The sequence below is a fragment of the Diaphorobacter sp. MNS-0 genome (assembly GCF_019602835.1).
Taxonomy (GTDB): domain Bacteria; phylum Pseudomonadota; class Gammaproteobacteria; order Burkholderiales; family Burkholderiaceae_C; genus Diaphorobacter; species Diaphorobacter nitroreducens.
On record NZ_CP080761.1, the window covers coordinates 2032455 to 2059387 of the forward strand.

General features: G+C 66.6%; 25 protein-coding genes, 1 tRNA gene and 1 pseudogene. 16 read left to right on the forward strand and 11 right to left on the reverse strand.

The window, feature by feature from the left end; translation table 11 throughout:
• Positions 1–117: 117 nt before the first annotated feature.
• Entirely contained in the window at positions 118–525 is a 408-nt protein-coding gene (locus tag K2L43_RS09745; RefSeq protein WP_220637426.1) for a hypothetical protein, read from the reverse strand.
• Between the two features lie 215 nt (positions 526–740).
• On the opposite strand from K2L43_RS09745, the gene trpB reads away from it, so the two are divergent.
• Positions 741–1949, forward strand: coding sequence for a tryptophan synthase subunit beta (gene trpB, locus K2L43_RS09750; RefSeq protein WP_220637427.1), 1209 nt, complete (start codon positions 741–743; stop codon positions 1947–1949).
• Between the two features lie 67 nt (positions 1950–2016).
• Positions 2017–2355, forward strand: coding sequence for a YggL family protein (locus K2L43_RS09755; RefSeq protein WP_220637428.1), 339 nt, complete (start codon positions 2017–2019; stop codon positions 2353–2355).
• Positions 2356–2639: 284 nt separating this feature from the next.
• On the opposite strand, the gene K2L43_RS09760 is transcribed toward K2L43_RS09755, so the two are convergent.
• Complete coding sequence (locus K2L43_RS09760; RefSeq protein ID WP_220637429.1) at positions 2640–3698, reverse strand: SMP-30/gluconolactonase/LRE family protein; 1059 nt, start codon at positions 3696–3698, stop codon at positions 2640–2642.
• A gap of 49 nt (positions 3699–3747) precedes the next feature.
• Positions 3748–4782, reverse strand: coding sequence for a UxaA family hydrolase (locus K2L43_RS09765; protein WP_370633110.1), 1035 nt, complete (start codon positions 4780–4782; stop codon positions 3748–3750).
• Here K2L43_RS09765 and K2L43_RS09770 point away from each other — a divergent pair.
• The 3 genes and pseudogenes from K2L43_RS09770 to K2L43_RS09780 form a co-directional block, all read left to right on the forward strand.
• Positions 4663–5019: pseudogene (locus K2L43_RS09770) on the forward strand (VOC family protein); the annotation flags it as partial. The gene K2L43_RS09765 and the pseudogene K2L43_RS09770 overlap by 120 nt on opposite strands.
• A 50-nt stretch (positions 5020–5069) precedes the next feature.
• Positions 5070–5822 carry a leucyl/phenylalanyl-tRNA--protein transferase gene (gene aat, locus K2L43_RS09775; RefSeq protein ID WP_041835987.1) on the forward strand — a complete coding sequence of 251 codons (753 nt, stop codon included), beginning with the start codon at positions 5070–5072 and terminating at the stop codon, positions 5820–5822.
• A complete protein-coding gene (locus K2L43_RS09780; RefSeq protein ID WP_220637430.1) occupies positions 5819–6559 on the forward strand; it encodes an arginyltransferase in 741 nt (246 codons plus the stop codon). The genes aat and K2L43_RS09780 overlap by 4 nt, the downstream gene beginning before the upstream one ends.
• A 71-nt stretch (positions 6560–6630) precedes the next feature.
• Here the strand turns inward: K2L43_RS09780 and K2L43_RS09785 are convergent, their stop codons facing one another.
• Both K2L43_RS09785 and K2L43_RS09790 read right to left on the reverse strand, forming a co-directional pair.
• Positions 6631–7044, reverse strand: coding sequence for a DoxX family protein (locus K2L43_RS09785; protein WP_220637431.1), 414 nt, complete (start codon positions 7042–7044; stop codon positions 6631–6633).
• A gap of 36 nt (positions 7045–7080) precedes the next feature.
• On the reverse strand, positions 7081–7782 hold the full coding sequence (locus tag K2L43_RS09790) for a pirin family protein (protein WP_088886791.1): 702 nt from the start codon (positions 7780–7782) through the stop codon (positions 7081–7083).
• A 117-nt stretch (positions 7783–7899) separates the two neighbouring features.
• Here K2L43_RS09790 and K2L43_RS09795 point away from each other — a divergent pair, with 117 nt between their 5' ends.
• From K2L43_RS09795 to K2L43_RS09815, 5 genes are all read left to right on the forward strand, one after another.
• On the forward strand, positions 7900–8838 hold the full coding sequence (locus K2L43_RS09795) for a LysR family transcriptional regulator (RefSeq protein WP_220637432.1): 939 nt from the start codon (positions 7900–7902) through the stop codon (positions 8836–8838).
• 96 nt (positions 8839–8934) lie between these two features.
• On the forward strand, positions 8935–10038 hold the full coding sequence (locus K2L43_RS09800) for an NAD(P)/FAD-dependent oxidoreductase (protein WP_011805227.1): 1104 nt from the start codon (positions 8935–8937) through the stop codon (positions 10036–10038).
• Positions 10035–11006, forward strand: coding sequence for a tRNA glutamyl-Q(34) synthetase GluQRS (gene gluQRS, locus K2L43_RS09805; protein WP_220637433.1), 972 nt, complete (start codon positions 10035–10037; stop codon positions 11004–11006). The genes K2L43_RS09800 and gluQRS overlap by 4 nt, the downstream gene beginning before the upstream one ends.
• Positions 10976–11758 carry a tRNA (guanosine(46)-N7)-methyltransferase TrmB gene (gene trmB / locus K2L43_RS09810; RefSeq protein WP_220637434.1) on the forward strand — a complete coding sequence of 261 codons (783 nt, stop codon included), beginning with the start codon at positions 10976–10978 and terminating at the stop codon, positions 11756–11758. The genes gluQRS and trmB overlap by 31 nt, the downstream gene beginning before the upstream one ends.
• Positions 11759–11778: 20 nt before the next feature.
• The gene (locus K2L43_RS09815; protein ID WP_103738226.1) at positions 11779–12783 is read left to right on the forward strand and encodes a GGDEF domain-containing protein; all 1005 of its coding nucleotides are present in this window, start codon (positions 11779–11781) and stop codon (positions 12781–12783) included.
• Between the two features lie 148 nt (positions 12784–12931).
• Here K2L43_RS09815 and alaS read toward each other — a convergent pair whose 3' ends face one another.
• Complete coding sequence (gene alaS / locus K2L43_RS09820; RefSeq protein WP_011805223.1) at positions 12932–15556, reverse strand: alanine--tRNA ligase; 2625 nt, start codon at positions 15554–15556, stop codon at positions 12932–12934.
• 144 nt (positions 15557–15700) lie between these two features.
• Between alaS and K2L43_RS09825 the strand changes: the two genes are divergently transcribed.
• Positions 15701–17191 (forward strand): NAD-dependent succinate-semialdehyde dehydrogenase, encoded by a 1491-nt coding sequence (locus tag K2L43_RS09825; protein WP_220637435.1) that lies wholly within the window; start codon positions 15701–15703, stop codon positions 17189–17191.
• 168 nt (positions 17192–17359) lie between these two features.
• A tRNA-Gly gene (locus tag K2L43_RS09830) sits at positions 17360–17433 on the forward strand.
• Positions 17434–17501: 68 nt separating this feature from the next.
• On the opposite strand, the gene K2L43_RS09835 is transcribed toward K2L43_RS09830, so the two are convergent.
• From K2L43_RS09835 to K2L43_RS09845, 3 genes are all read right to left on the reverse strand, one after another.
• Positions 17502–18416 carry a pseudouridine synthase gene (locus K2L43_RS09835; RefSeq protein ID WP_220637436.1) on the reverse strand — a complete coding sequence of 305 codons (915 nt, stop codon included), beginning with the start codon at positions 18414–18416 and terminating at the stop codon, positions 17502–17504.
• A 122-nt stretch (positions 18417–18538) separates the two neighbouring features.
• On the reverse strand, positions 18539–18802 hold the full coding sequence (locus tag K2L43_RS09840) for a hypothetical protein (protein ID WP_015913306.1): 264 nt from the start codon (positions 18800–18802) through the stop codon (positions 18539–18541).
• A 17-nt stretch (positions 18803–18819) separates the two neighbouring features.
• Entirely contained in the window at positions 18820–19050 is a 231-nt protein-coding gene (locus tag K2L43_RS09845) for a hypothetical protein (protein WP_041839010.1), read from the reverse strand.
• Positions 19051–19291: 241 nt separating this feature from the next.
• Between K2L43_RS09845 and K2L43_RS09850 the strand changes: the two genes are divergently transcribed.
• Positions 19292–21577 (forward strand): AsmA family protein, encoded by a 2286-nt coding sequence (locus tag K2L43_RS09850; protein ID WP_220637437.1) that lies wholly within the window; start codon positions 19292–19294, stop codon positions 21575–21577.
• Between the two features lie 90 nt (positions 21578–21667).
• On the opposite strand, the gene K2L43_RS09855 is transcribed toward K2L43_RS09850, so the two are convergent.
• Positions 21668–22348: a sensor histidine kinase gene (locus K2L43_RS09855; protein ID WP_231403384.1), complete on the reverse strand. Its 681-nt coding sequence runs from the start codon at positions 22346–22348 to the stop codon at positions 21668–21670.
• Between the two features lie 215 nt (positions 22349–22563).
• Complete coding sequence (locus tag K2L43_RS09860; protein ID WP_162844542.1) at positions 22564–23277, reverse strand: response regulator transcription factor; 714 nt, start codon at positions 23275–23277, stop codon at positions 22564–22566.
• A gap of 713 nt (positions 23278–23990) precedes the next feature.
• Here K2L43_RS09860 and K2L43_RS09865 point away from each other — a divergent pair.
• The 3 genes from K2L43_RS09865 to K2L43_RS09875 all read left to right on the forward strand — a co-directional run bounded on the left by K2L43_RS09865 (position 23991) and on the right by K2L43_RS09875 (position 26907).
• Positions 23991–24581 (forward strand): hypothetical protein, encoded by a 591-nt coding sequence (locus tag K2L43_RS09865; protein ID WP_220637438.1) that lies wholly within the window; start codon positions 23991–23993, stop codon positions 24579–24581.
• 66 nt (positions 24582–24647) lie between these two features.
• A complete protein-coding gene (locus tag K2L43_RS09870) occupies positions 24648–25067 on the forward strand; it encodes a hypothetical protein (RefSeq protein WP_011805218.1) in 420 nt (139 codons plus the stop codon).
• Between the two features lie 94 nt (positions 25068–25161).
• Positions 25162–26907: a DUF4384 domain-containing protein gene (locus tag K2L43_RS09875; protein WP_220637439.1), complete on the forward strand. Its 1746-nt coding sequence runs from the start codon at positions 25162–25164 to the stop codon at positions 26905–26907.
• The last annotated feature ends 26 nt before the right edge of the window (positions 26908–26933 follow it).

The following is a 26933-nucleotide window of genomic DNA, read 5'->3' on the forward strand; positions in this document are numbered from 1 at the left end:
GGGCGGCCGTCCCGGTACTTCGAAAGTCAGCTTATAGCCGCCACCGGTCCTTGGCTAAATTAAGTCTCTTCATGTACACAGCATCAAGGCATCTCACAAATGCCTGCGTGTCGTTGGTTACTTAAAAGCATCATTCAGGGCAGATATCGCCATCCACTCTTGCACGCAATGGCGGGCCAGCGCCGTCACCCAGCAGGGCTCCGCCGGTACGAAGGCAATCCCGTACCGCGGGCTGACCAGAAACCCGGCGCGGTCGAATGCCCGGTCATCGCTCGATTGCACAAACGCGGCCAGGTCACGGAACGGCACGGCCACGGTGCCCAGGTGCAGCGCCTCCGCGCGGGCAGTCACCTCTTCCAGGCGGCCACTGTCCTGAAAGCGGTAGACCACGTCGCCATAGTCCAGCGCGGTCAGGCCGACGTTGTTGCGCGACTCACTGCGTGGCTGGCCGTGGGCGCGGATGATGACGCCGCGCGTGGCGGTGAGGGGCACGCCGTTCACGCTTTCGTAGGGTTGCAGGTGCATGGTCGATTCTGTGGCGGCGCGGCGGCGCGCGGCAACCGGGGGCGTGTATCGAACCGTGAGGCGCAACGCGCGCGTATATTGCCCCGTATTGCCGTTGGCGGGCCGTAAGCACCCCGCAATGGTTCAGCATGAAAATGCCACCCAGCGCCCGTCTGAAAAGCGCGGGCAGCTATCAAAACCGAAGTTCTTTCAACCACCCTCCTCCTTTGACTGCGATGACAGCCTCCACCGACTTCGCCCCCATGCCCGATGCCGCCGGCTTCTTTGGCCCCTACGGCGGGCAGCTTGTGCCGCCGCACCTGAAAGCCGCCATGGACGACATCGCCGCGGCCTATGCCGAGATCACGCAGCGCAAGGACTTCCAGGACGAGCTGGCACAGCTGTTTGCCGATTACGTGGGCCGGCCCAGCCCGATCTTTCATGCCAAGCGGCTTTCGGGCCTGCTGGGCGGCGCGCAGATCCACCTCAAGCGCGAGGACCTGAACCACACCGGCGCGCACAAGATCAACCACTGCCTGGGCGAGGCGCTGCTGGCCAAGTTCATGGGCAAGAAGAAGGTGATCGCCGAGACGGGCGCCGGCCAGCACGGCGTGGCGCTGGCCACGGCCTGTGCGCTGGTGGGCATTCCGTGCGAGATCCACATGGGCCAGGTGGACATCGAGAAGGAGCACCCCAACGTCACCAAGATGCGCATCCTGGGCTGCAAGCTGGTGGCAGTGACGCGCGGCGCGGCCACGCTGAAGGAGGCGGTGGACAGCGCCTTCGAGGAGTACCTGACCAACCCCACCGACTACCTGTACGCCATCGGCTCGGTGGTGGGGCCGCACCCGTTCCCGATGATGGTGCGCGACTTCCAGAGCATCATCGGCCGCGAGGCGCGCGAGCAGTTCCAGGCCAGACACGGCCGCCTGCCCGACTACGTGACCGCCTGCGTGGGCGGCGGCAGCAATGCCATGGGCATGTTCACCGCCTTCCTGGGCGATACCGACGTGAAGCTGGTGGGCGTGGAGCCCTCGGGCAAAGGCACCGACAAGCCCGGCCGGCACGCGGCCACGCTGAGCATGGGCCAGCCCGGTGAGATCCACGGCATGAAGTGCTATGTGCTGGAGGATGCGCCGGGCGTGCCCGCCGCCGTGCACAGCATTGCCTCGGGCCTGGACTACCCCGGCGTGGGCCCGCAGCACAGCTATCTGAAGGACATTGGCCGCGTGCAGTACGAAGCCGTGACCGACAAGGAATGTCTGGACGCGTTCATGCAGCTGTCGCGCGTGGAAGGGATCATCCCCGCGCTGGAGAGCGCCCATGCCGTGGCCTGGGCCATCCGCGTGGCGCCCACGCTGCCCCAGGACCAGCACATCCTGGTCAACCTGTCGGGCCGCGGCGACAAGGATGCGGATTACGTCGCCAAGGTGCTGGGGCTTTGACGGGCGGGCGCGGCGCGTGTTCTGCCATCATGCCGCCCTTGATTCACTGAACTGAGAGAACCTGACCATGGCACTGCCACCCAACAAGCAACGCAGCCGCCGCCTTCGCAAGAAGATGCGCGTGGCCGAGTTTCAGGAATTCGGCTTCGAGTACGAGCTGAAGGTCAAGCAGGAGCTGACGCCCGAGCAAGAGGAGGCGCTGATGGACCGCTTCGTGCGGGATCTGCTGGCGCCCCGCAATCTGGCGGCCGCCGGCTGGGTGCGCGAAGGCTTCGTGACGGCCTTCGTGCGTGGCTCCGCCACCGAGGACGACCGCCAAGCCACGCAGGCCTGGCTGGCTGCACAGCCCGAGGTGGCCGAGGCCACGGTGAGCGAGCTGAAGGACGCCTGGTACGTGCAAGACTGAGCCGCGCACCACAGGGTAGCCGCGCAGCGCTGGGCTGGCGTCAGCCAGTAGGTTTCAAGCCTTTTTGGCCTCTAGCCTTTGACTAACAAGCGCCAGCAGCTATCAAAACAGGAGCGAAACAGCCGCCAACCCCCACGGGGTGGCGGCTGTTGCCGTTGATGCGGTGCGTTTGTGCGAACGGGGCGGTTGGCTCAGCCTTCCGTGATCCCTGCGGCCCTGATGACCTGGGCCGCACGGGGCGGCCCCTGCCCTGTGGCGGGCGCCCGCCACGGGGACCTTCGCACTCAGACAGCGCCGCGCGCCTCCACGTAAAGCGCGTAGATCGAATGGCTGCTGGCCATGAACAGGCGGTTGTTCTTGGCACCCCCAAAACACAGGTTGGCACAACGCTCAGGCAGCCGGATGTGGCCAATGGCTTTGCCTTCGGGGTTGAAGACCATCACGCCATCCAGGTCCGCCGGGTTGGCGCCCACGGCGCCGTTGCTGCCCCACCCGCACCAGAGGTTGCCGAACTCGTCGCACTTGATGCCGTCCAGGGCACCCGGGCCGCCCGCGTCGATATGCAGACGCTTGCCGGACAGCCGCCCGCCCGGGCCCACGTCGTAGGCCCACACCACGCGATGCGGCTGGTGGCGGCCCTCGACGATGTAGAGCACTTTCTCATCGGGCGAAAAGCACAGGCCATTGGCACCCGCCAGGTCGCCCAGCACCTGGCTGACCTTTGCGCCGCCCGGGTCGATGCGGTAGACGCCGTGCGGCAGCTCTGGCGCGGCCTTTTCGCCCTCCCAATGACCGGCGATGCCGAACGGCGGGTCGGTGAACCACACCGCGCCGTCCTTGCTGCAAATGATGTCGTTGGGTGAGTTGAAGCGCTTGCCGTTGTAGCCATCGGCCAGCACGGTGATGCTTCCGTCGTACTCGGTGCGCGTGATACGGCGCGTCAGGTGCTCGCAGGTCAGCAGCCGGCCCTGGCGGTCGCGTGCGAGGCCGTTGGAAAAGTTGGAGGGCTGGCGGAATACGCCCCACGCACCGCTGGCCTCATCCCAGCGCATGATGCGGTTGTTCGGAATGTCGGATACCAGCAGGTAGCGCCCGTCTCCGAACCACACGGGCCCTTCGGCCCAACGCATGCCGGTGGCAATCTGCTCCACGCTGCTGCTGTAGATGCGGTACTTGGCGAACTGCGGGTCCAGCACCTGCACCGATGGGTCGGGGTAACGCTGCTGGGGCTTGAATTCAAAACTCTGCGCCGTGGCAGCACCTGCGGCCGTGGCGGCCACCGCGCCGGCCAGGAAATGGCGCCGCGTGGCAACGCTGGGCGCCGCATTCTTCTCGTGAGGCATTTCGGGATCTCCGTTGTGGGTTTTGCCGGGGGTGGGTCGAATAAGCAGGTCAAGTCACCGGCGCTGGGTTGAACAGCACGAGCTGGTTGGCCAGCTTCCAGTGCTCGGCCCAGGTCTTTTTGCGGCCGCTGGCCACGTCGAGCATGAGGTGGAACAACTCCCAGCCCACGTCTTCGATGGTGGCCTGCCCGTCTGCGATGCGGCCGGCGTTCACATCCATCAGGTCGTGCCAACGCCGGGCCAAATCGCTGCGCGTGGCCACCTTGATCACCGGCACCTGCGCAAGCCCATAAGGCGTGCCGCGCCCCGTGGTGAACACGTGCAGGTTCATGCCCGCCGCCAGTTGCAGCGTGCCGCAGATGAAGTCGCTGGCGGGGGTAGCCGCGTAGAGCAAACCTTTTTGCACCGCCTTTTCGCCCGGAGCCACTACGCCGGCGATGGGCGCGCTACCGCTCTTGACGATGGAGCCCATGGCCTTCTCGACGATGTTCGACAGGCCCCCCTTCTTGTTGCCCGGCGTGGTGTTGGCACTGCGGTCCACGCGGCCGCGTGCCAGGTAGGCGTCGTACCAGGCCATCTGGTCGATCAGGGCCTGCGCCACCTCGGGCGTGGCCGCACGTGCGGTGAGCTGGTCGATGCCGTCACGCACCTCGGTCACCTCGCTGAACATCACCGTGGCGCCGGCGCGCACCAGCAAATCGGTGCAAAAGCCCACGGCCGGGTTGGCGGTCACGCCGCTGAAGGCATCGCTGCCGCCGCACTGCATGCCCACCACCAGTTCGCTGGCAGGCACCGTCTCGCGCCGACGTGCGTTCAGGCGCTTCAGGTGCTCGTCGGCCTGGCGCAAGATGGAGTCGACCATGGACATAAAGCCCACATGGGCTTCGTCCTGCAGACACACCACGTCCAGCGGTGCCTCCTGCAGGGTACGCTGGTCCACCAGAGCAATGGCGCCAGGCGGCATGAGGCGCTCGGGCTGCAGCTTCTCGCAGCCCAGGCTGACCACCATCACCTCGCCGCCGAAGTTGGGGTTGAGGCTGATGTTGCGCAGCGTGCGGATGGGTACCGCCGCCCCGCCGCCAATGGCCACCTCACGGGGCGGCACCACCTCGCCTTCCAGGCGAAGGACCGCGAGATGGTGGATGCCTTCCACCGCGCGGCGCTGGCGCATGGCGGGCGCGACAACGGCGCCCCGGGCGAGCGGTCCTACCACCCGGGCTACTACGCCGCCTTTGCGCTGGACCTGGACGGCAACAACATCGAGGCGGTATTCCATGGCGCACACCAGCGCAGCGCGTCCTCCGTCCTGATCACGTTCTGAGCACGCGGGCGGGCGACAATCGCGCTCCACGCGCGCCCTTGATTGCCTGCATGACCACATCGCTTCCCTGGCTGGAACCCGACGATCCTTTTCCACCCACCGACGGTGCCTGGGGCACGGACTCTCCCGCGCCCGGCCTGCTGGCCGCGGGCGGCACGCTGGGGGTGCCCCGCCTGGTGCAGGCCTATGCCCAGGGTGTCTTTCCGTGGTTCAGCACCGGCCAGCCCATCCTGTGGTGGAGCCCGGACCCGCGCATGGTGCTGCATGTGCAGGAATTCCGCCTGCATCGATCGCTGCGCCGCGTGCTGCAGCGCTTTCGCGCCACGCCCGGTTGCGAGGTGCGCATCGACAGCGACTTTTCCGCCGTGATCCACGCCTGCGCCAACAAGCCGCGGGCCGGGCAGTCCGGCACCTGGATCGTGCCCTCCATGGTTGCCGCGTATGAGGCGCTGCATGCTGCCGGCCATGCCCATAGCGTGGAAACCTGGGTGAACGGGCAACTGGTGGGGGGGCTTTATTGCGTGGCGCTAGGACGGGCCGTGTTTGGCGAATCGATGTTCGCGCACGCGACCGATGCTTCCAAGATCGCCCTGGCGGCGCTGGTATGCCTGTGCCGGCGCGAGGGGGTCCGGTTGATCGACTGCCAGCAGAACACGGGCCATCTGGCCTCGCTGGGCGCCCGGGAGATGGAACGTTCGCAGTTCCTGAATCACGTGGCGCGAGCGCGGCAAGACCCTGCCTGCACCTGGAAATTCGAGCCCGTATACTGGACCGAGCTTTTGCCCAACCCCTCAGCGGCGTGACCCAACTCAACGATCTTCCGCTGCAAAGCCTGCAGTTCTACGCCACGGCACCCTACCCGTGCAGCTACCTGCCCGAGCGGCAGGCGCGCTCGCAGGTGGCGACGCCCAGTCACCTGATTCAGAACGATGTGTATTCGGGCCTCGTGGCGCGGGGCTTTCGGCGCAGCGGCATGTTCACCTATCGCCCCTACTGCGACGGCTGCCAGGCCTGCACCCCGCTGCGCGTGGTGGTTGCTCCATTCAAGCCCGACCGCAGCCAGCGCCGCGCCTGGAAGCGCCACGCCGGCCTGCAGGCGCGGGTGCTGCGCCTGTGCTACCTGCCCGAGCATTACCAGCTATACCTGCGCTACCAGAACGCACGCCATGCCGGGGGCGGCATGGACCAGGACAGCATCGACCAGTACACGCAGTTCCTGCTGCAAAGCCGGGTCAATTCGCGGCTGGTGGAGTTCCGTGAGACCGGGGCCGACGGCCAGCCGGGGACACTGAAGATGGTGTCCATCCTGGACGTGCTGGAGGACGGCCTCTCCGCCGTCTACACCTTTTACGAGCCCGAGCCGGGCGCAAGCTACGGCACCTACAACGTGCTGTGGCAGGTACAGCAGGCGCGCACGCTGGGCCTGCCGTATGTCTACCTGGGTTACTGGATCGAGCAGAGCCCGAAGATGAACTACAAGGCGCGCTTCATGCCGCATGAGCTGCGCATCGACGGCCGTTGGCAGCGTTCCAAAAGTTGATGGGCCTTGCAGGTCATATCGACCTCCAAGGCCCATCCATCAAGCGCAAGCAGCTTCTTTTTCGATAGCAATCAGCGCCCGGACCGTGCGCCGTCCACGCTCCATGCCCCGGCACCGAAGGCGGCGAATGCCAGCAGGCCGCCCGTCACGGCAACGTTCTTGAAGAACAACAGCTGCTGCATCATCTGCTGGTCCGCCGGCAGAGCCCAGTAGGCGTGGAAGAAGAAACTGGCCGCCAGCGTGAACACGGCCAGCGCCATCGCAGCGATGCGTGTTCCGAATCCGAAGAGCAGTGCCAAGCCGCCCAGTAGTTCAATCAACAGGCCGACGGCAACGGCCACGGTGGGCATGGGCATGCCCACGGACGTGGCGTAGCCCACGGTGCCGGCAAAGCCGCTGATCTTGCCGAACCCCGCAGGGATGAACAACAGGGCGATGAGGATGCGGCCCACCAGGGCCAGAGGGTTTTGCAGGGTAGCAAACATGGCGGAACTCCTAGGGTTGAAGTGGATGGGCAGACTTCACGCGGCGAGATCAAAAACCAGAACTTCGGCATCGCTTCCCCCGGACAGGGTCACGCTGCTTTCGTTATCCAGCAGGGCCGCGTCGCCCCCGCTCAGATGCTGTCCGTTGACCTGCAGCGTACCGCGGATCAGGTGAACATAGGCTTTGCGCCCTGCGGCAATGGGCAGCTCCGCCGCCTCAGCACCGTCGAACAGGCCCGCGTACAGCGTGGCGTCGGCATGGATCGTGACCGAGCCTTGCGCGCCGTCGGGCGAGGCCACGCGACGCAACTGGCCGCGCTTGTCGGCATCGGGAAAGCGCTTTTGCTCATAGCTCGGCGCGATGCCGCGCACATTGGGCTCGATCCAGATCTGCAGAAAGTGCGTCTGCTGGCCCTCGGCGTGGTTGAACTCGCTGTGCATCACACCCGTGCCGGCGCTCATGCGCTGCACGTCGCCGGGCGGAATGCCCTTGACGTTGCCCATGCTGTCCTGGTGCGCCAGTTCGCCAGACAGCACGTAGCTGATGATCTCCATGTCGCGGTGGCCATGGGTGCCGAAGCCCGTGCCCGGCGCGATGCGGTCCTCGTTGATGACGCGCAGGTTGCCCCAGCCCATGTGGCGCGGGTCGTAGTAGCCCGCGAACGAGAAGCTGTGGTACGAATGGAGCCAGCCGTGGTCTGCGTGGCCGCGATCTTGCGATTTGCGAAGGGTCAGCATGGGGTCGCTCCTGGAAATGCGTTGCGTTGGAGAGAACTGTAGGTGGCGCAGCGCCCTTGCAGGGACAGCGGGCTTGAAGGCATCATTCAAACTCATTGAACGAATAAGCCGTCGATCATGCAAAACACCCGCGATGCCCTGACCCCCGAAAACTTGGCCGTGCTGCAGAGCATTGCGGAGACGGGCAGCTTTGCCGCGGCGGCACGCCAGCTCGGCGTGGTGCCCAGCGCACTGACCTACCGTGTGCGCCAGATCGAGGATGCGCTGGACGTGCTGCTGTTCGACCGCAGCGCCCGCCACGCACGGCCCACCGATGCGGGCATGGAGCTGCTGCGCGAAGGCAAGCGCTTGCTGGAAGACGTGGACGCCATCGCCAACCGCGTGCGCCGCGTGGCCACGGGCTGGGAGCCGCAGCTCACGCTGTCGGTGGACGGCGTCATCTCGCCCACCACCATGCTGGAGCTGGTGGAGGCGTTCTACGCCCTCGGTCCACCCACGCGCGTGAAGTGGCGCGACGGCATCCTCGGCGGCACGGCCGAAGCGCTGACGTCGGGCCAAGCAGACCTGGCCATCGGCGTGGCCGTGGGTGCCTCCAACGTCGCCGGGCTGCAATCCGCCCCGCTGGGCGAGGTGCGCTTCATCTTCGTCGTGGCGCCCCATCACCCACTGGCCAAGGTGCCCGAGCCCATCAGCGACACCATGCTGCGCGAACACCGCGTGATCGCCGTGGCCGACTCGGCACGGCGCAGCAACGTGACCATGGGCATCCTCGCGGGGCAGGACGTCCTCACCGTGGACAACATGCGCGCCAAGATCCATGCACAGTTGCGCGGCCTGGGCGGGGGCTTTCTGCCCGAGCCCATGGTGCGTCCGTACCTCGAAGCCGGCCATCTGGTCGAGCGGCAGGTGGCGCGCCCCGCGCGCAACGTGCGTCTGAGCTACCAATGGGGTGGCCCCGGGCACGCTGCGCCGGGCCGCGCGCTGCAGTGGTGGCTGTCGCAACTGCAAAGTGACGCCACACGCCGTGCGCTGCTGGAAAACCACCACCAGTTCTGAATGCGTGGGCCGCGCGGCGCGTGTAGAGTCAACACTAGCGCTGCGCTAATTACCAGCACTGCACCAGCCCATTTCCGACGTCATCGAAGGCCTGCCATGACCCGCTTTTCCTCCCGCTCCAGCGATCGACTGAAACAAGGCCAGCAGGTCGCGCCCCTGGGCGCCGCGCGGCGCTTTGCCGTGGTGGGTGCCGGCATGGCCGGCGTGGCCTGCGCCCGCACACTGGCCCAGGCGGGCCACATGGTCACCGTCTTCGAGAAGGCGCCGCAGCCCGGCGGGCGCACGGCGGCGCTGGCGTCGCCGTTTGGCAGTTTTGATTCGGGCGCGCAGTACTTCACGGTACGCGACGCACGCTTTCAGCGGGCGCTGGACACCGTTTCCGGCCTGTGCCGCGCCTGGAGTGCCACCACCATCCGCGTGCTGGACGCCGCCGGGCGCGTCGCCACCGCCGCGCCACCGCCCGGTGAAGCGCACTGGGTGGCGGCCCCCGCCATGGATGCGCTGGTCCAGGCCTGGGCGGCACCACTGGCGCGCGAAGGCCACCTGCACACGCGCACGGCCGTCACGCGCATCGAGCGCGACGCCATGCGGCCCACGGCCTGGCAGCTGCGCACCGAGACGCTGGATGGGGGATCGCAGGTGTATGCGGGTTTCGATGGCGTGGTACTGGCCCAGCCCGCACCGCTGTCGCGGGCGCTGCTGCAGCAGTCCGGCGTTTCCACGCCGTGGGACGATGCCCTGGCCGGCGTGGACATCGCGCCCTGCTGGACCTTGATGCTGGCCTTTGCGCAGGCCGTGCGCCCCGGGCTGACCACGCTCGGTCCGCAGTGGAACGCCGCACGCAGTACGCACCACCGCATTGCCTGGCTGGCCCGAGAGTCCAGCAAGCCCGGCCGGACACAGATCGAGCGCTGGACGGTGCAGGCCAGTCCCGCCTGGTCGCTGGAGCACCTGAACGACGAGGCCCCCCGCGTGCAGGCCAAGCTCATCAAGGCGTTTGCCGAAGTCACCGGCATACGCGCCACGCCCACGCATGCCGAGATGCGGCGCTGGCGCCACGCGCAGACGCAAAAGCCCTTGGGCCAGAGCTTTCTGTGGGACGCCTCCCTGGGCCTGGGCGTTTGCGGGGATTGGTGCCTGGGGCACCGGCTGGAAGACGCTTTCGTCTCGGGCCTGGAGCTCGCGCTCACCGCTGCATGACGGCAGCCGCGGGCTACGTCGGCCGCTTTGCCCCCTCTCCGACCGGCCCGCTGCACGCGGGCTCGCTCGTCGCCGCCTTGGCCAGCTGGCTGGACGCGCGCGCGGCCCTTGGAGGACGCGGCGGGCGCTGGCTGGTGCGCATCGAAGACGTGGACCCGCCGCGCTGCGTGCCCGGCGCCGACGAGCGCATTCTGGCGCAGCTGGCCCGCTGCGGCCTGCTGCCCGACGAGCAGCCGCTGTACCAATCCACCCGCGGCCCCCGCTACCAGCAAGCGCTGGATGGGCTGCTCCACGCCGGCCTGGCCTACCCATGCGCATGCACGCGCCGCGACATCGAAGCCGCCTTGCAGGCGCAGGGCCTGGTGCATGAACGCCATGTGGAACGCCCCTACCCTGGCACCTGCCGCCACGGCCTGGGTGGACGCACGCCGCGCGCCTGGCGCTTCCATACCCAGCGGTATCAATCAAAAATGCCTCCAGCGCCCATCCAGCAAGCGCAAACAGCTATTTATTCAATAGCAAGTTCCGGGGTCTCCTGGACCGATCGGCGCCTGGGCCCGCAGTTTCAGGATGTGGCGCGGCAGGTGGGCGACTTCGTGCTGCGGCGTGCAGATGGCCTGTGGGCCTACCAGCTTGCGGTAGTGGTCGACGACGCCGACCAGGGCGTCACCCATGTGGTACGCGGCGAAGACCTGGCCGACAACACGCCGCGCCAGATCCTGCTGCAGTCCGCACTGGGCGTGCCCACGCCGCAGTACCTGCATACGCCCCTGGTACGTGCGGCGGATGGCGAGAAGCTCTCCAAACAACATGGCGCTCCCCCCATCGACGACAGCCAGCCGCTGCAGGCTTTGACAAATGCAGCCCAGGTACTGGGATTGCCGTCACCTACAGGCACAGCAGGCATCGCCGATGCACTCGCATTCTGGGTCAAGGCATGGCCTGGAACCTACAATTCGCCGCTGTGACTCAAACGCTTTCTTCGCAAGACCCGCAGGCCCCCGCGGCCCCCCCCATGCCCGGTGCCGCAGGCAGCGCCCCGGCAGACGTCGCCCATCCCAAGGGCATCAAAAGCTATGTGCGCCGCGCCGGCCGCACCACCACCGGCCAGGCCAAGGCGCTGGAAGAGCTGGGCCCGCGCTACGTGCTGGACTATGCGCCCGCCCTGCTGGACGCCACTGCGGCCTTCGGCCGCAGCGCGCCGCTGGTGCTGGAGATCGGCTTCGGCATGGGCGAGGCCACGGCACACATCGCGCGCGTGCGCCCGCAAGACAACTTTCTGTGCTGCGAGGTGCATGAACCCGGTGTGGGCGCGCTGCTCAAGCGCATCGGCGAGCAGGACATCCACAACATCCGCATCCTGCAGCACGACTCCGTCGAGGTGCTGGAGCACATGCTGGCGCCCGGATCGCTCGACGGCGTGCATATCTTCTTTCCCGACCCCTGGCACAAGAAGCGCCACAACAAGCGCCGCCTGATCCAGCCGCCGCTGGTGGCGCAGCTGGCGGCACGCCTGAAGCCGGGGGGCTACATCCACTGTGCGACCGACTGGCAACCGTATGCGGAGCAGATGCTGGAGGTGTTGTCGGCCGAACCCTTGCTGTCCAACACCGCCGAGGGCTATGCTCCGCAGCCGGACTATCGCCCCCTGACCAAGTTCGAGAACCGCGGCATGCGGCTCGGCCATGGCGTGTGGGACCTGGTGTTCACGCGCCGCTGAGCGTCTATTCCCGTTTCCCGATGAAGCCCATCCTCCAGAACCTGGCCGAAATGACCGCCCACCGGGACCACTTGCGCCTGGAGGTCTCGGTGCTGTCCACGCTGCTCAAGCTGGGCCATATCGTGCAGGTGCGGGCGCTGGAGCTGTTCACGCAGGACGAAGTCCTGATGCTGCGCCCGCGCAGCTGGAGCCACGAAGGGCAGTTAGTCTCCAGTGAGTACGACGCTGCTTCGGATCCCCAGCGCATTCCGCTGGCGCAAGAGCCTGAACTGGCCCACTGCATCGCCACCCAGGGCGAGAGCGCCGCGCGTGCCTCCGAGCAGCGCCACACGCTCTGGCTGCCCATGTGGCTGGGCGGGCGCCCCACGGCGTGCCTGGAAATCACCCAGTCCCGCCGCTTCACGCGGCACCAGCGCGACGTGATCATGGGCGTGTTTCTGGTCTACCAAAACTACCAGAGCCTGCTGGATTACAGCGAGCGGGACGCGCTCACCGGGCTGCTGAACCGCAAGACCTTCGAGGAGCAGTTCTCACGACAGACCGGCGCACCCGCCAGCCCAGGCGAGGGCGAAGACACCGTGCGCCAATGGCTGGCGGTGATCGACATCGACCATTTCAAGTCGGTCAATGACCGCTTTGGACACCTCTATGGCGATGAGGTGCTGATCCTGGTGGCCAACCGCCTGCGCACGCAGTTCCAGAGCCAGGACAGCATCTTCCGCTTCGGCGGAGAGGAGTTCGTGGTGCTGCTGCGTTCCCTCACGCTGGCGCAGGCGCGCCAGGCGCTGGAGCGGTTGCGCGCGGCCGTGCAGACGCATGTGTTCCCGCAGATCGGCCACATCACCGTGAGCATCGGCTTCGCGGCCACGCAACAGGGCTCGCCGGTGGAGATCCTGGGGCGTGCGGACCAGGCGCTCTACTATGCCAAGGAACATGGACGCAACCAGGTCTGCTTCTATGAAGATCTGGTCAACAGTGGCGCCTTGCAGATCAAGGTGGCGCACGACGAAGTGGAGTTGTTCTAGCCCCATTTGCCAGCAGACGGCGCTGCGCCTGCCGTCTTTTGCCTAGCCCCCTGGGTCCGGTGCGACCACGGCGCAGGCCACCACCGCCCACGCGGGTGCAACATGTCCGCAAGTGCGCCGGGCCCCCGTCTGGGGGCCCAGGCCGTCGTCAGATGCGCTCGCCCACCCAGCCCTGCACGGCTGCCAGCGCCTGCGGCAGCGCCGCCGCGTTGGTGCCGCCGGCCATGGCCATGTCGGGTTTGCCGCCCCCTTTGCCACCCACCTGGGCCGCCACGAAGTTCACCAGATCCCCGGCCTTGACACGGCCGATGCTGTCGGCCGTCACGCCAGCCGCCAGCTGCACCTTGTCGCCATCGACGGCCGCCAGCACGATGGCCGCCGTCTTGAGCTTGTCCTTGAGCTTGTCCATGGTCTCGCGCAGGGTCTTGGCGTCCGCGCCTTCCAGCCGGGCCGCCAGCACCTTGATGCCCTTGACGTCCACGGCCTGGCCGGCCAGCTCGTCGCCCTGGCTGGAAGCCAGCTTGCCCTTGAGTGCAGCCAGTTCCTTCTCGAGCGTCTTGATCTGATCGAGCGCACCGCCAATGCGGGCGGTCAGCTCCGCAGGGGGCGCCTTCAGGGCGGCTGCAGCCTGGTCCACCGTGGACTCCAGCGACTGCAGGTAGGCCAGCGCGTTCTCGCCGGTCACCGCCTCGATGCGGCGCACGCCTGCGGCCACGCCGCCCTCAGCCACCACCTTGAACAGGCCGATGTCGCCCGTGCGGCGCACGTGCGTGCCGCCGCACAGCTCGCGGCTGGTGCCGATGTCCAGCACACGCACGGTCTCGCCGTACTTCTCGCCGAACAACATCATGGCGCCCGTTTTCTGCGCGCTTTCGATGTCCATCAGGCGCGCGTTGGTGTCGGTATTGGCCAGCACCTCGGCATTCACCAGGCGTTCGATCTCGCGAATCTGCGCGGCCGTCAGGGGCGCGTTGTGCGCGAAGTCAAAGCGCGTGCGCTCGGCGTTCACCAGGCTGCCCTTTTGCTGCACATGGTCGCCCAGCACCTCGCGCAGCGCCTTGTGCATGAGGTGGGTGACCGAGTGGTTGCGCATGGTGGCCGCGCGCAGTTGCAGGTCCACTTGCGCCTGCACTGTGTCGCCCACATTCAGCGTGCCGGCTTCCAGCGTGCCGTGGTGGCCGTAGACGTCGGCCTTGATCTTCTGCGTGTCGGCCACGGTGAAGCACGCCGAGCCAGCGCCGATGGTGCCTTGGTCGCCCACCTGGCCGCCGCTTTCGGCATAGAACGGCGTGCGGTCCAGCACCACCACGCCGCTCTGGCCCGCGTGCAGGGCCGCGGTGCTGGTGCCGTCCACGTACAGCGCGACGATCTTGGCACTTTCGGCCAGTTGCTCGTAGCCCGTGAACTGGTTGGCCGCGCCGGTGTATTCCAGCGCGCGGTCCATCTTGAACTTGCCTGCGGCGCGGGCAGTGCTCTTCTGGTGTTCCATGGCGGTGGCAAAGCCCGCTTCGTCTACGTTGACGCCCCGTTCGCGGCACACGTCGTTCGTCAGGTCCAGCGGGAAGCCATAGGTGTCGTGCAGCTTGAACGCCACGTCGCCCGGCAGCGTCTTGGCGCCGCCAGCCAAAGCGCTGTCCAGAATCTCCATGCCGTGCGCCAGGGTCTCGAAGAAGCGTTCCTCTTCCACCCGCAGCACATCCGTGATGCGCGCCTGTTGCTCGCGGATCTTGGGGTAGGCATCGCCCATCTGCTGCACCAGGTCTTGCACCAGCTTGTGGAAGAACGGCGTCTTGCGACCCAGCTTGTAGCCGTGGCGAATGGCGCGGCGCACGATGCGGCGCTGCACGTAGCCGCGGCCCTCGTTGCTGGGGATGACACCGTCGGCGACCAGGAAGGCGGTGGCGCGGATGTGGTCGGCGATGACCTTGAGCGACGGGTTGGTCAGGTCGCTTGTGCCTGTTTCGCGCGCCGCGGCCTTGATCAGCGCGTCGAACAAGTCGATCTCGTAGTTGCTGTGCACGTGCTGCAGGATGGCGGCCAGGCGCTCCAGGCCCATGCCGGTGTCCACGCAGGGTGCGGGCAGCGGCTTGACGTTGCCTTGCTCGTCCATGTCGAACTGCATGAACACGTTGTTCCAGATTTCGATGAAGCGGTCGCCGTCCTCATCCGGGCTGCCGGGGGGGCCGCCGGCAATGTGCTCGCCGTGGTCGTAGAAGATCTCCGAGCACGGGCCGCAGGGGCCGGTGTCGGCCATCATCCAGAAGTTGTCGCTCTTGTAGCGGCCGCCCTTGTTGTCACCGATGCGGATCACCCGCTCGGGCGGCAGGCCGATTTCCTTGGTCCAGATGTCGTAGGCCTCGTCGTCCTCGGCGTAGACCGTGGCCAGCAAGCGCTCGGGAGGCAGCTTGTAGACCTCGGTCAGCAGCTCCCAGGCCCACTTGAGCGACTCGCGCTTGAAGTAGTCGCCAAAGCTCCAGTTGCCCAGCATCTCGAAGAACGTGTGGTGGCGCGCGGTGTAGCCCACGTTCTCCAGGTCGTTGTGCTTGCCGCCGGCGCGCAGGCAGGTCTGCACCGATGTGGCGCGCACATAGGGGCGCTTGTCCGTACCCAGGAACACATCCTTGAACTGCACCATGCCCGAGTTGGTGAACATCAGCGTGGGGTCGTTGCCCGGCACCAGCGGACTGGACGCCACCACGGTATGCCCCTTGGCGGCGAAGAAGTCCAGGAAGGTCTTGCGAATGTCTGCAACGGAGAAAGTGGGTGTGCTCATGGTGTGTATGGGGTTCGTGGGCGGGTATGGCAGCGCAAGGCATCCCGTCGTGACCAACCTGCCATTATAGATTTCACCCTTGCGCACGCACGGCGCTATCCTGCCCCTTTGCCTTGCCCGCCGCGGCCTTCCAGGAGCCACCCCATGGACATGAAGACATCACCCCTTTCCCTGCTCAAGGATCCGAGCCTGCTCAAGACCGACGCCCTGCTGGGAGGCCAGTGGTTCGCAGGCGGCGCACGCTTTGCCGTGCACGACCCGGCCACGGGCCTGAAGTTGGCCGATGTGGCCAACCTGGGGGCCAAGGAAGCCGAGCTGGCCATCGCCGCCGCCAACGAAGCATGGCCCGCATGGAAGGCCAAGACCGCCAAGGAGCGCAGCACCATCCTGCGCCAGTGGTTTGACCTGCTCATGCAGCACCAGGACGACCTGGGCCGGCTCATGACGGCAGAACAAGGCAAGCCACTGCCCGAGGCCAAGGGCGAGGTGGCCTATGGCGCCAGCTTCGTCGAGTGGTTTGCCGAGGAGGCCAAGCGCGTGAACGGCGAAACCCTGCCGCAGTTCGACAACAACCGCCGCCTGTTGGTGCTCAAGCAGCCCATCGGCGTGTGCGCGGCCATCACGCCGTGGAACTTCCCCTTGGCGATGATCACGCGCAAGGTGGCGCCGGCGCTCGCGGCGGGCTGTCCGGTGGTCATCAAGCCGGCCGAGCTCACCCCCCTCACCGCCCTCGCCGCGGCCGAGCTGGCGTTGCGCGCGGGCATTCCCGCAGGCGTGCTGAGCGTGCTGACGGCCGATGCGGAGAACTCCATCGCCATCGGCAAGGTGCTGTGCGCAAGCGACGTCGTGCGCCACCTGTCGTTCACCGGCTCGACGGAGGTCGGGCGCATCCTCATGGCCCAGTGCGCGCCCACGGTGAAGAAGCTGAGCCTGGAGCTGGGCGGCAATGCGCCGTTCATCGTGTTCGACGATGCCGACCTCGACTCCGCCGTGGAAGGCGCCTTTGCCAGCAAATACCGCAATGCCGGGCAGACCTGCGTGTGCACCAACCGCTTCTACGTGCAGGCGGGGGTGTACGACGCCTTCGTCGCCAAGTTTGCCGCCCGCGTAAAAACCGCGAAGGTCGGCAATGGCTTCGAGGACGGCGTGAACCAGGGCCCGTTGATCGAACCCGCCGCGGTGGACAAGGTACAGCGCCACCTGGACGACGCCGTCGCCAAGGGCGCCAGCGTCGTGACGGGCGGAAAGCACCTGGCGGAACTGGGCGCGGGCCAGTTCTTTGAACCCACGGTGCTGGCCAACGCCACCGCTGGAATGCTGTGCGCGCGCGAGGAAACCTTCGGCCCGCTGGCGCCGGTCTTCAGGTTTGAGACCGAGCAGGAAGCCATCGCTGCCGCCAACGCCACCGAGTTCGGCCTGGCCAGCTACTTCTACAGCCGCGACGTGGGCCGCATCTTCCGAGTGGGCGAGGCGCTGGAATATGGCATGGTGGGTGTGAACGTCGGCATTCTCGCGACCGAGCATGTGCCCTTCGGCGGCGTCAAGCAGTCGGGCTTGGGGCGCGAGGGCTCCCACTACGGCATGGACGACTATGTGGAGATCAAATACCTCTGCGTGGGCGATATCCAGAAGTAGAGAGCACCTTTGCTTCTTTTTTCGTAGCTGCCAGCGCTTGCTCCTATTGTCCGATGGCCAGAAATGCCCACGAACCTATGTACCGGCAGGACAGGCTGGTCGTCGGCCGGCGCAGATCGCACGGTTGCCCGGAAAGCACGCGGCAGTGCGCTAGAATCCACCGACTTTGCGGGCGTCGTTCAATGGTAGGACCTGAGCTTCCCAAGCTCAAGACGTGGGTTCGATTCCCATCGCCCGCTCCAGCATTCCGGCAAGGCGTGCTGCAACGCGGCCTTCCGGCTGCTCTCCCCTCCCCCCACTTTCCCACACGCTAATCCGTCAGCGGACGCAGTTTCAGCCGGCTGTCAAACCGCCGCGCCTCTCCGCTGAGGGGATCGGTAAAGGCAAGCGTGCGCGCCAGCAGTTGCAGCGGGTTGGAATAGTCCCCTTCCGGCGGGTCGTTCACCTCCGGGTAGAACGCATCGCCGCGCAGCGGCAGGCCCAGCGCGGCCATGTGTACGCGCAATTGGTGGCGCTTTCCGGTGATGGGCTGCAGCCGGTAGCGCGCCCAGGGTGCCGCAACCTCCAACACGTCGATGTGCGTGCGCGCGTTGGGCGTGCCGGGCACCTCGTGCATGCGAAAAAAATGGCCGCTTTCCTCCAGCCGGCTTTCATGGATGCACGGCAGCGGCAGGTCGGCACGCCACGGTGCAACGGCCTCATAGACCTTGTGCACCCGTCTGTCGCGAAAGAGGGCCTGGTAGGTGCCGCGCGTTGCCCGCTGCACGGAAAACAGCACCAGGCCTGCCGTGTCGCGGTCGATGCGGTGCACGGGGGACAACTCGCTCAGGCCCAGCCGGCGCTTCAAGCGCACCAGCAGGGTTTGCTGCAGGTAGCGGCCCGCGGGCACCACGGGCAGAAAGTGGGGTTTGTCGGCCACAAGGATGTGCGCATCCTGGTAGAGCACGGTTTCGTGGAACGGCAGCTCGGGCTCGGGCGGCAGTTCGCGATAGTAGTAGTAGCGTACGCCCGGCGTGAACGCGCTGCGCTCCGTGGCGGCCGCGCCGAACTCGTCCACCACTTCGTTCGCGCGCAGGCGGCGCAGCCAGTCCTCGCGCGACACGGCGGGCAAGCGCTGCGCGAGGAAGTCCACCAGAAGCCCCTGCCCCGCCGAGGGCAGAACCACGCAACTGGGGTTGACGCCGTCGCGCATGGGCAGGACCCGGGGATCGTGGCTGTTGTGCATGGGGCCGCGATTGTAGGGGCCCCAGGCTCCCGCTCCATGCAACAATACTATTTTTTTGATAGCTATCAGCGCTTGATGGTAAAGCGCTAGAGGCTATTTTGTCTTGGGTTGCAAACCGACGCTCACGACGCGCGATCCACGCCGTCCAACGCCTCGTCGATGGCTTGCTTGATCCGTGCGAGTGTGTGCAGATCGCCCTCCGATCCTTCCACGGGCGCCCACCGTATGGCGTCCATATGGGCTATCGCGTGTTGCGAGATAGCCGCCACGCTGACCTGGACCGGCGTGCCCGCAGCGGCAGGCGTGGCCTCAGGAATAGGAATGCGGATCAGGAAGCCGCGATAACCCTCTTCCAGGACCTGGGGCAGCGCAGGCGTTGCATCCATCGCGGTGGGCTCCGGTGTCATGCGACCGCGGGCTTGCTCTCGCCCGATGCGATGGCCGCCAGGCCGCGCACCGCGGCATCGCGCGAGGTCCAGTGGTCATGCGGCAGGGGCAGCGTGCGTCCATCCACCTGGGCATGGGCGTAAAAGTAGCGGCGGCCATCCGGCGCCAGGCACAGCATGCCGGAATAGGTCACGCTGTCGGCCACGCCGAAGATCGTTTCCTGGGTGAGTGCGTCGGTCGTTTGCATGAGGAGCGCCTCGGTGTAAGTGAATGCAATGGCGCCATTCTTGAAGCAACAGCTGTGGTTCAACGTAGGCCAAAGGCGCATGCACGCCCCGGCGGCGTCCTATGGGTGGGCTGTAGGACAAGCGCGGCAATCGCCGTACGCACGGCCCAGCGCGAGGATGTTCGCACTAGCATGGCTTCAAACACCACTCCGCGCCCTGCGGCAAGGCACACCCGTTTGGCCAGCTTGCGGCGCCTTTGCCATGCCCCCTGAGAACACGCCCACCGCCGCCTCCCTCCCCCACCGTTCCACGCGCCAGCGCGTGCTGCGCTGGACGCTGGGCACGATAGGCGCAGTGGTGGCGGCCCTGGCGCTGTTCATCGTGGTACTGGTGAATTGGGACTGGAACCGCGCCAAACCCTGGGTGAACGACAAGGTGAGCGAGGCCACGGGGCGCACCTTCTCCATCGATGGCGATCTGTCCGCGGAGTGGCACTGGCCCCAACCGCTGGAAGAAGGCTGGCGCCGTTGGGTACCTGGTGTGACCGTGCGTGCCCAGCAGCTCTCCCTGAGCAACCCGGAGGGCTTTGAGGTGCCGGAAGCGCCGGGCAAAGGCACGGACCAACTGCCCGCCCTTCCCCCGCACCCCGAGCCAGCCGCGCCCGCAGGTGATGCCGACGCGCGCACGGCGGCAGCAGCGCCTGCGTCTGCGGGTTCGGCGGCGTCCGACGCCGCGCGCGCCGTCGCGCTGGAGGTGGGGGATACCCAAGCGAATGCTCCGGCACGCCCACTCACGGGCATGGGCACCATCGCCAGCGCCAGCGCCACATTGCGCCTGCTGCCGCTGCTGTCCCGCACGCTGCTGCTGGACACGGTCGTGCTGACGGCGCCCGACATCGTGCTGGCGCGCCGGCAGGACGGGCGCAACAACTGGACCTTCACGCGCTCCCGTGCCCCACAGAGTACGGCTGAGGACAACCCTTGGGATCTGCGCTTGAACCAGCTCGTCGTGCGCGGCGGCTGGTTGGGCTATGCCGACGGCGTGAAGGATTTGGCGCTGCGTGCCCGCATCGACACCCTGCCCACTGGTGCACCGCAGGCCGAAGGCAAGTACGGCATGAAGATCGCGCTGCAGGGCACCTACCGCAAGGCGCGCATCACCGGAGAAGGACTGGCAGGACCGGTGCTGTCGCTGCGCCAGCAGGCCGCGCGGTATCCGCTGCGCTTTTCCGCGCGCTCGGGCAGCGTGCAGACGCGGGTGGAAGGCGTGCTCAACAATCCCGCCGCGCTTTCGGGCATGGATCTGCAGGTGTTTGTGAAGGCGCCCAGCATGGCGGACCTGTATGAACTGACCGGCCTGGTGCTGCCCAACACGCCGCCGTTCCAGGTCGAGGGGCGCCTGCTCGGCAACCTGGCACCGGCCAAAGCGGTGTGGGAATACCGCGACTTCAACGGCACCGTGGGCAGCAGCGACCTGCACGGCAGCCTGACCTACACAGGCGGCGAGCCCCGTCCCAAGCTGCAGGGCCATATGACGTCCAAGCAACTGCGCCTGGCCGACCTGGGCCCGGTCCTGGGCGCGCCCAGCGGCGTGCGCGCGCAGGAGAAAGGCACCTCGCGCCGCCCCGGCAAGGTGCTGCCCGATGCCCGCTTCGCCACCGACCGCTGGGGCGCCATGGATCTGGACCTGGCATTTGCCGGGCAGAAGGTGGTGCGCCCCGACAGCCTGCCGCTGGACAACCTGAGCGTGCGCGCGGTGCTGGAAGACCGCCAGCTGCGCCTGACACCGCTGCGCTTTGGCGTGGCCCACGGCCGCATCGACTCCAATGTGCTGCTGGACAGCCGCACCGATCCGCTGCAGGTGCAGTTGCAGGGCTCGGTCCAGGGCCTGCAGCTGTCGGCTCTCTTTCCCAAGGTGGAGCGCATGCAAAAGAGCCTGGGGCGGCTGGACGGCGCTCTGGCGCTGACCGGCCAGGGGCAGTCGGTGGCGCGCATGCTGAGCACCAGCGGGGGCGAAATGCGGCTGTACATCCGCGACGGCACGCTGAGCAAGGAATTACTGGATCTGGCGGCGCTCAACCTGGGCAGCGTCATCGTCTCCAAACTGTTCGGCGACGACAAGGAGGTCAAGCTGCGCTGCGCCGTGGCCAACCTGGACGTACAAGGTGGGGTGGCCAGCACGCGCACCGTTAAGCTCAACACCGAGGAGGCCATCGTCGAAGCCAAGGGCACGGTGGACCTCGGCGACGAACTGCTCAACCTGCGCATCACGCCCGATTCGCTGAAGTGGAAATTCTTCTCACTGCGCACGCCGTTGTATGTGCGCGGCACCTTCGCAGATCCGCAGGTGGGGGTAGAACCCGGGCCGCTGCTGCTGCGCGCGGGGGCGGCGGTGGCTGCCGCCCTCACGGCGCCCGCGGCGCTGGCACTGCTGCCGATTACCGTGCCCGCCGCGGAGGACGACGCGCACTGCGCTGCACTTTTGGCCAAGGCCGGCGCGTCACCGGCATCTGCGCCGGCCAAGCCCGCCTCGCGCGCTCAACGTTAAAGCAGCCCACAAGGCTCGCCAATACAGCGTCAACAGCTATTGTTTTAATAGTTTTCTGGGTGTGCGGCCTGGGGCACGCACTGGTCGTGCTCACTGCACGGCCGGAACCGTGAGTTGCACACACAGACCGCGGCCTTCCTGCGGCAACAGCTCCAGCCAGCCCGCCACCGCCGCCGCACGCGAGCGCATGCTGTCAATGCCGCGTCCCAGACTGTGGCACGCGGGCTCGCCGCTCGGCAGCCCTGCGCCGTTGTCTGCCACCTGCAACTGCCATGCCCTGCCCTGCAGCGTTTGCACGGAGTGCAGGCGGATCACGAGCGCCGTGGCGTCCGCATGCTGCAGCACATTGCTCACGGCTTCCTGGACGATGGCGGCTATCTCCCGCGCCACCTTGCCTTCTGGCAGGGCCAGTTCATCGTGTGGCGCAATCTCCCAGTGCAGCGCGATGCCGCGCCGGTCCAGCGCAGGCTGGATGCGGTGGCGCAGCCGCGCGAGCCGGTCCGCCAGGGAATCGTCCTCGCCGTCCATCGAATCCACCAATAGGCGCAGGTCCAGCAGGCACAACTCCAGCGACTGCATCAGCGTCCCGTGTTCGGGGTCCCGCTCGTCCACCAGGGCGATGGCGTTGACGAGCTGGGACCCCACCTGGTCGTGCAGGTTGCGTGCAATGCGTTCGCGCTCGCGCTTCACATCAGGGCTGGGCCGGATGCTGCGCCGTGGGCGCCACTGCAGTGCGCGCGGCAACTGCACGATCAGCAAGATGCCCAGCACTACCAGGGCCCCAGGCCCAGCAGCTTCCAGCGCAACTGCGCCTGCAGACTCAGTTGCTCCGCAGAGACCAGCAGCAGGGTATCGACGGACATGGCAAGCAACCAGACAGCAACGCAGGCGATTGCAAAGGCCGGCGGACGGGTGCGAAACATGGAAATCTCCCTCATCCCTGCGGCAGGTGCGACGGACGTTTGTGCGCCCAGGCGGCTCTTCTTTCAGAACAGCCCGCGCAGTGACGCGAAGCGCACGGCCTGCGCCCGCGTGCGCACCTGCAGCTTGCGGTAGATGTTCTTGATGTGCGTGTTCACGGTCAGGCTGCTGATGAACAGCCGGTTGCCGATCTCGGCGCTGGTGTAACCGCTGGCCACCATGCGCAGCACTTCTTTCTCGCGCTGGGACAGGCGCTCGGTTTCCTGCTCCACGCGCCGCTGGGCGTGCGGGGCCGCGGCGCCGCTCGGGTCAAACCGCTGCAGCAGGCGACGCGCAAGGTTGGGGGTGATGGAAGCACCGCCGTTGGCTACCTGCAGTACCGCCTGGGGATAGCTGCCGAACCATGAGTTCTTGACGAGATAGCCCGTGGCACCCAGTTCAAAGGCGTGCAGCACCTGCTCATCGTTCTGCATGATGGAGATGACGATGGCCTCGGCCGTGGGGCGCACCGACTTCATGTAGTCGATCAGCATGAAGCCCTCGCCATCACCGAGGTTCAGGTCCACGAGCATCACATCGAACTCATGCTGCTTGATGGCCTTGCGGCCCTCGCGCACGCTGGTGGCCTGCGCTACCAGCAGCGTACGCTGGTCGCTCATCAGCTCTTGCGCGATGACGCGCCGCATGTGCGCATCGTCATCCACCAGCAAAACGCGCACGGGCTTTTCCAGTTGCCCCGCCAGAAAGTCCGGCCAGATGGAGGGCGGATTCTGGTGCATGGCGAATTGGCCTGGGGTGACAGACGTCCCCCGCGGAGCGGCCATTGCACCAGGAGGATCGTTGACGGGCAGCATAAAGAAGTCTCCAGACGGGGGCGCCTGTTGGCGGCCCCTCAGCGTTTGCACACCGTAACCACGGAAAGATCATCCCAACGCTTTGGGTGCTTTCCTCACAGGAAAACAAATTACACCGAAACATCCGGAGATATTCGTAATTTCTTCGTGAGTTACCTGACTCACATTTTGAAACTAACACAGATAAGGGATAAATCTCATTCAAACGCATTAATGGGAAATTTTCCCTTCGAAAGAATATGCAGGCTTTGCCAGCCGTTTTTGCAGTCCCGCCCGGTCTGACCTCCACTGGCAATAAACACATCCCATCCGCAGCGATTCGGTTGTTACCGAATGACACTACCTGGGAAACACCGCCGCGCCGGACCTTTTCAGCGCCTCTCTTGGCCCTCTTTCCTCTCTGACGCACGCATTTCCAGTGCTGTCAGAGACGCCCCCTTCTTCGGCTACCCGCGATGGGAGATGGATGCCGGAGGCCCCCCTGCGGAAACTGGAGCCAGACAAAAAGACGGGCGGCCTCCGGCATTCCTCCTCGGGTCGGGTGCGGTCTTTCTTCTTGTCGATGTAGCCGTGACACCGGTCATAACCCAAGCCACCGGAGGGCGCGGTCTTTTTGACACGTTATAGGAGAGACAGTCATGAAAGTTCTTGCATTTTTTGCGTTGAGTGCCGTCGCGACTGCTGCCATGGCAGTGCAACCGCCCAGCACCATCACCCTGAATGGGCCTTCCGTGCAAATGACCAACTCGGTTGGCACCGCCATCACCAATACGTCCGGCGCACGCAACGAGGCATTGCAAAACATTGCCTCCAACGCCGGCCCCGTGCAGGTCTTTGCTGGGGGCTCGTCTACACAGACCGCCAATTTGGGCCTGGGTGCCGTGACCAACGAAGCCAAGGGTGACGACGCCCTTGCCCGCCAGAACCTCGCCAGCAACAACGGCAAGGTGGAAATCCGCGCTGCCTCCACCCAGACGGTGAACAGCCTGGGTGCCGTGCTGAGCAACCTGGCCGATGGCAGCGATGCGCATGCCACCCAGAACGTCGCCTCCAACTACGGGCATGTGGTGGTAGCGGCAGCTTCTACCCAGACGGCCAATTTCATCGGTGGCAGCGCAGTCAACCAGGCCAAGGGCTCGCACTCGTTCGCGGTGCAGAACATCTCCTCCAATGACGCTTGCGCCGAGGATCCCTGCCCCGGCGGCAACTGCTATCGCCCCAACTGGTGAGTCCGCGAGCGCCGGGCCTACTGTAGGCCTGGCGCTTTTTGTGCAGGTTGCTTGAGGAGATTCGCCATGCTCAGTCGCGCAACACGCTTCCTGGCGCCCGCCACGGCAGCCCTGGCCCTCTGCGCCGCGGCACCCGCCTGGGCCGCGCCGGGAGAAGACCCGGTGGTGCTGGACAAGAAGGTCAATGTGCAGATGCAGCCGTTGCCTTCTGCGCCGCGCTCCGGCTACATCAACCACGACACCGGCCTGCCCGCCTGGCAGCAGGCGCGCCTGACCCGTTACGTGGCCAAGGCGTTCTCTGGCGACACCACGGGCATCGTGACCGAAAAGGACGTCGTCAACGCGGTGAACACGCAAGGCTCCAAGGTCGTGTGCTCGCAATCCGTGGGCAGCAACTTCGGCACCGCGGCCTCGGGTGGCACCGGCAAGCCCGGCGCCGACCAGGTGGTGGTGCTGCGAGGGGATCTGGTCAATATCTGCTGGTGACGGCCACCAGCGTGCGGGCGCGGCCGGGCATGCGCCGCGCGCCTGCTCGGCCGCGCCAGAGGGTTGGATAACGCGAAGACGAGAGGGCTTTGCCATGAACACCGCAACCACACTTCCCCGCGGTCCTGGCCGCAACGGCGCCCCACGCCGTGGCGCTGCCTGGCTGATGCTGGCGGGCGCTCTACTGCTCAGTGCCTGCACAACGCCGCTAGACCCCCGCAAGGACGCATCGCTGCAGCAGGCGGCTTATACGACGGACCGCCCCGTCGTGCGCCCGACGCGCTCGGTCTCCAGCTTCTCGGATTCGCTGATGTGCATGGACCACATGCTGCGCGCCGCGCAGGTGCCCACCACGCTCATCACCAGCAAGCAGGTCATCGATTATTCCAGCCGCGTGCCTGTTGCTGCCAAGGACATGATCATCACCTCTCTGTCGCAGATGTCGCGGCTGTCCAACGCCTTCCGCTACGTGGACTATGAGGTGGACATCGTGCGCCAGGATACGGTGCAGAACCTCACCACCATCTTGCTCAACAACAACCTCATGCAACTGCAGCGCCCCGCGCTGTACGTGTCGGGTGCCATTGCGTTCGTGGACCAGAACGTGGCCACCAACCGCTTCGACGCCGGCACCTCCGCCAGCCGCCTGGACACAGGCTACAGCCGCAACCGCTCGGCCACCGTGATCGGCCTGGAGATGCACCTGGGGGACTTTCGCACGCGCACGCTGATTCCCGGACTGGACTCGGCCAATGAGGTGGTCATCGGCAGCGGCAGCCAGGGCCTGGACGTGGCCGGGCGCATCGGCAGCTACGGCGTCAACTTCAACGTGGGGCGCGACTACGCGCTGGGCGCCGGCGGCGCCATGCGCACGCTGATTGACCTGGCCACCATCGAGCTGGTGGGCAAGTGGGCACGCGTGCCCTACTGGCAGTGCCTGACGCTGGAACAAACGCATCCCGACTTTCAGCGCCAGATGCGCGACTGGTTCGACGAAAGCGGCGGCGTAGGCCAGGCCACGCTGGTGCAGAACTCGCTGATCGCGCAGGGCTACCTGCAGGCGGGCACCGACCTGCTGGCGCTGGATTCGCCCGCGCTGCGCACCGCGCTCACGCAGTTCCAGATCGACAGCCTGCTGGTGCCCACCGGCGTGCTGGACTTCTCCACCTACGAGCGCGCGATGCGCCACTTCGTGACGTTGGCACCCGATGGCTCCCTGCAACGCGTGGGCTGGGGCCCGTCGGGCCCCACCGGCAGCATGGCCGAGAACAAAGGGGATTCCACGCCCGTGCGCACCTCGGGCCTCGTGCTCACCTCCACCACGCCCCCGCCACGGCGCGTCGACATGCAGATCGAGAATGCGCTGCCCCCGGGCATGGAGCCCACTTTCGAAGTCGGCGAGCAGGTGTTCGTGTCGGCCACCGTGTCGCGCACCTCACACATGTACTGCTACTTTGCCGACCCCTCGGGCAACGTCATGCGACTCACGCCCAACCAGGTCACGCCGCATTCGCTGGTGGCGGCGAACCAGGCGCTGCGACTGCCCGACTGGCTGGTGCCCAACCCCGCCTTCATCATGGACGCGAGCCGCCCTGGCACCGAGCGCGTGGCCTGCTTTGCCGCCGAAACCGACGTGCTGCCCCGACTGCCCGCGCCACTGCAAGGCGCAGGGCTGGTCAACATTCCCGGCTACCGCACCATCGAGGACATCGACAAGGCCTTCCAGCAGGGCGTGGGCACCAGTGGCTACGTGAAGTCCGAGGTGTACTGGAAGACCCAGCCCAAGAAAACCCAGCCCGCGGCGGCCGCACCTGCCGCCCCGCAGCCCGCCAAGCGCTGAGGGCGCGGCCCGCCCCACCTCGCCAG

Coding starts and splice junctions, on each gene's coding strand:
- K2L43_RS09745 (WP_220637426.1), bottom strand. CDS start 525: ATGCACCTGCAACCCTACGAAAGCGTGAACGGCGTGCCCCTCACCGCC.
- trpB (WP_220637427.1), top strand. CDS start 741: ATGACAGCCTCCACCGACTTCGCCCCCATGCCCGATGCCGCCGGCTTC.
- K2L43_RS09755 (WP_220637428.1), top strand. CDS start 2,017: ATGGCACTGCCACCCAACAAGCAACGCAGCCGCCGCCTTCGCAAGAAG.
- K2L43_RS09760 (WP_220637429.1), bottom strand. CDS start 3,698: ATGCCTCACGAGAAGAATGCGGCGCCCAGCGTTGCCACGCGGCGCCAT.
- aat (WP_041835987.1), top strand. CDS start 5,070: ATGACCACATCGCTTCCCTGGCTGGAACCCGACGATCCTTTTCCACCC.
- K2L43_RS09785 (WP_220637431.1), bottom strand. CDS start 7,044: ATGTTTGCTACCCTGCAAAACCCTCTGGCCCTGGTGGGCCGCATCCTC.
- K2L43_RS09790 (WP_088886791.1), bottom strand. CDS start 7,782: ATGCTGACCCTTCGCAAATCGCAAGATCGCGGCCACGCAGACCACGGC.
- K2L43_RS09795 (WP_220637432.1), top strand. CDS start 7,900: ATGCAAAACACCCGCGATGCCCTGACCCCCGAAAACTTGGCCGTGCTG.
- K2L43_RS09800 (WP_011805227.1), top strand. CDS start 8,935: ATGACCCGCTTTTCCTCCCGCTCCAGCGATCGACTGAAACAAGGCCAG.
- gluQRS (WP_220637433.1), top strand. CDS start 10,035: ATGACGGCAGCCGCGGGCTACGTCGGCCGCTTTGCCCCCTCTCCGACC.
- trmB (WP_220637434.1), top strand. CDS start 10,976: ATGGCCTGGAACCTACAATTCGCCGCTGTGACTCAAACGCTTTCTTCG.
- K2L43_RS09815 (WP_103738226.1), top strand. CDS start 11,779: ATGAAGCCCATCCTCCAGAACCTGGCCGAAATGACCGCCCACCGGGAC.
- alaS (WP_011805223.1), bottom strand. CDS start 15,556: ATGAGCACACCCACTTTCTCCGTTGCAGACATTCGCAAGACCTTCCTG.
- K2L43_RS09825 (WP_220637435.1), top strand. CDS start 15,701: ATGGACATGAAGACATCACCCCTTTCCCTGCTCAAGGATCCGAGCCTG.
- K2L43_RS09835 (WP_220637436.1), bottom strand. CDS start 18,416: ATGCACAACAGCCACGATCCCCGGGTCCTGCCCATGCGCGACGGCGTC.
- K2L43_RS09840 (WP_015913306.1), bottom strand. CDS start 18,802: ATGGATGCAACGCCTGCGCTGCCCCAGGTCCTGGAAGAGGGTTATCGC.
- K2L43_RS09845 (WP_041839010.1), bottom strand. CDS start 19,050: ATGCAAACGACCGACGCACTCACCCAGGAAACGATCTTCGGCGTGGCC.
- K2L43_RS09850 (WP_220637437.1), top strand. CDS start 19,292: ATGCCCCCTGAGAACACGCCCACCGCCGCCTCCCTCCCCCACCGTTCC.
- K2L43_RS09860 (WP_162844542.1), bottom strand. CDS start 23,277: ATGCACCAGAATCCGCCCTCCATCTGGCCGGACTTTCTGGCGGGGCAA.
- K2L43_RS09865 (WP_220637438.1), top strand. CDS start 23,991: ATGAAAGTTCTTGCATTTTTTGCGTTGAGTGCCGTCGCGACTGCTGCC.
- K2L43_RS09870 (WP_011805218.1), top strand. CDS start 24,648: ATGCTCAGTCGCGCAACACGCTTCCTGGCGCCCGCCACGGCAGCCCTG.
- K2L43_RS09875 (WP_220637439.1), top strand. CDS start 25,162: ATGAACACCGCAACCACACTTCCCCGCGGTCCTGGCCGCAACGGCGCC.